Raw genomic sequence first — 3,296 nt, forward strand, 5'->3', positions numbered from 1 at the left:
TTTGTTTTCTTCAATGTTTTGTTCTATTTCATAATGAAAGGAAAAATGAGTGTCAAAAACTCCAGTGCAAAGATCTATGCCATAGAAGATTTTTTTTAAATCAAAGCTAATAAATTTTGAATTGATTGCAAAAGGGTAGGTTACAAAATGATCTCTTACAACCGCTAAAGGAAAATCATATTTAAAGGTATAAAGCTGATAAATAATACTTTCATATTGTTCTTGCAAGGCTTTAAAATTTGTTGGAAAGAAAAAATTTAATGCTAAATTTGCTACAAATTCTGCCAACATACTAGCTAAATCCGGCTTTATCATTTTTATTAAGGTTTTAGCTTGAAGCCAATTTGTTTTAATTGTAATTTTTTCAACATGAGGTGTAGATTTAATATCATTATAAAGATCTCTGAGTAATCTTTCATCTTTCATATCTAATTTATGATGTTTTTCTATATTTGCTTTAATTGTACTAAAACTGTCAATATTAACACCATTTTTTATCTGTTCTACCATAAAAACTATTTTTGTTTTAGTCTGAAAGAAATCTTCCTTAATTGTTAAAAATTGTTCTCTGGCGTGACTCTTAAAATAATTTTTTCCAGATGATCTAATTTCAATTCCAATATTTGGATTTGTTGTAAATACATATATAAGGCCTAGTTGCTCAATGAGAACTTCTTTAAAACCTTTTTGCATATAAGTAATACAAATATTTGTAATTTTTTGAAAAACTTTAATAGGATCTTTAATGTGATAAAAAAAATTGCTCAAAGGAACAAGACTACTTATTGCTTCCCAAAAAAGATTGCTAAAAAGTTCCATTCTGCTTTCTTCAAGTTTTTGTTCTAAAAAACTTTTATCATAAATTTTTTGAAATCTTTGCTTTAATTCTTCATCTGTTAATTCAACTGTTAATTCTTTTAACAATTCATTGAAAAATTTTTGTATGTTTTCGTTATTTTTCTCATTTTTATCTTCATTTTCGTCATTATCTTTATTGCTTTCTATAAAAATATCTAATAAATCTTGAGTGAATTCAATAGCACTAAAATTGTGTTTATTTTTTTCTTCAAAAATCCAACAATTATCGTCTGAAAATACAGTATAATCTTCATCTAAATATTCTACATTAATGTTTCCAAAAAAACTTTTTTTAAATTTTAAATTCAGATTAATAAAAATTTGTTTTGCGCGATAAAGCTCCCAAGCAATTTGCAGGCAATCTCTAAAAGTATACATTTTTAATCCATAAATATTTTTTGATTTAGTACAAATTTCTTTAAAAATTTTTTCTTGCAAAAACTCTAAATATTGATAAGCTAGTTTCTTTTCCTTTTCTATAATGGATTCTTTTTCTTCGTTTTGTTTAAAGAAATTTCGGATGTACATATAATTATATAATTTAATATTTTGCAATTTTTTATCAAAGTCTTCTTGAAATTCCATACGTTTTATTTCGACTGGATAATTATTAGATTGCGGTTCGTTTTTATTATAATTTAATATTTTTTTATAACTATCTTGCATATCTTCATAAGCTTTTTTGCTTTCTTTATAAGCTTCTTTGGATATTTTCACAAAAGGGCTTAATTGTAAAATATAGGGTTCATTTTCATCTTGTGACATTTCTATGCTATATTCACTATAATCTCTTTTGCTGTTATAGGTTTTTCTTGAAACATCCAAACTTTCTTTACTTTCTCTGTATTTATCTTGTATATTGTTATGAACGATTTCTTGAGTTAGGCTCTCATTAAGTCCTGCATTGTATTTGCTGGGGATATTTGAAATAATTAAATAATTTTTACTCATTTTAGTTGTATTTAAATCTATTTGTGCATTTTGATTTTTTTGTACGAAAAATTCAGCCAATTTACTTGAGTTAAAATTTGGACTTTCTATATAAGAAAAATAATTAAACTGTTTGATATCTTCTTGTAAATTTTCCAAAATAGAATGATTCTTCAAATATAAACTAGACAGTTTTTGTGTTAAAATGGGAGTAGATAAATTGCTTAATTGAGAATCGCTAATAGCAACTTGATGCTCTTTATCCCTTTGCTTTAAAAAGATTTCACTAAAGATACTTTCAATGCTTTCTATTTCTTTATTTAGAGTAGTTTTATAGGCTAAATTTGAAGCAATATCGCTTTTATCACTTCCAAGATATAATCCAAAACCACTTAAATCAATAATTTCTTTTTTATTAACAATTAAAACACAAGATAATAAGCGAGAATTAATATAATGAATAAACATAGCACATCTAGTAGCTAAAAATGCAGCTAAAGGTGTTAAAAGCGCAGCATATTCTCTTTGAGTAAATTCATAATACTCGTTTGCAGAACTCATTAAAGAAAATAAACCAGCAGTCGCAATAGCTAGTCCTGTCCCACCCGTAAGAGCGGCTACTACTGTGGCTATTACAACACCCGCTATAGCGCTTAGTATTATTTTAATCTTTTTATATTCTTTTTCTTTAGCAAGTTTTTTAATGTATTCTAGCAACTCATCGATAAATTTTTCATAGGTACTTTTTAAAGATGGGGTTATATTGTTTTTAAAAAAATTCGATTCTGTTATGCTTTCAATCTTTTTTAAAACTTTTTTCTTAAAATCATCAAATTTCTCACTACTTATACTATCAGAATCGATGTTTTCAATTAATTGTTCTAAGGTATTTATATCTTCAGAATCTTTAACTATTTTTTTTAAAGTATTGATAAATTCGATACAAAGATTATTTTTATCTGTATAATAAAAGAGATTAAAATCTTTACCTTGTTTTTTATCTTGAAATTCTTTATCTAAGTTTTTTAAATAAGCCTTGATGCAAATTTCACTGCTTGATAAATCTTTTAAATTTATGTTTTGTCCAGCATTAAGCTCATTAAGAGTATGGATATTTACTTCTATATCATTGTGATTATCACAAACCTGTTTTAAAATTTCTAATATTTCCATAGCTAATATTTGATTTCTAAATAAGATTTTTTTTTGATGAAAATTAATATTTTTTAATATATCATTTAAAACAGAAAAATTAGGATAAATAAAATCAATCTGCTTGACTTCTTCATTGTTGATTAAATTTTTAATAGTTTGAATTAACTCTGGTTTAGAACTTATAAACATAAAAGATTCCTTTAAAATATTATTATATCATTTTTTTATTTGCCAATATTTTCACCTATTAATCCCTCCAATCCATCTTATAATATTACCTTTATCATCAATTTCTACTTCCAAATCTTTGTATTTATTGTAAAACTTAGGAGCTAAAATTTCATTGAAATATT

1 protein-coding gene is annotated in these 3,296 nt (G+C 24.7%); it reads right to left on the reverse strand.

The genetic code is table 11. From position 1 onward, the window contains the following. The coding region (locus tag CQA75_RS08770; protein WP_137624583.1) for a hypothetical protein at nucleotides 1–3,132 on the reverse strand (3,132 nt) is incomplete at its 3' end. Nucleotides 3,133–3,296 lie beyond the last annotated feature (164 nt).

The organism is Campylobacter taeniopygiae (assembly GCF_005406225.1).
GTDB lineage: Bacteria > Campylobacterota > Campylobacteria > Campylobacterales > Campylobacteraceae > Campylobacter_D > Campylobacter_D taeniopygiae.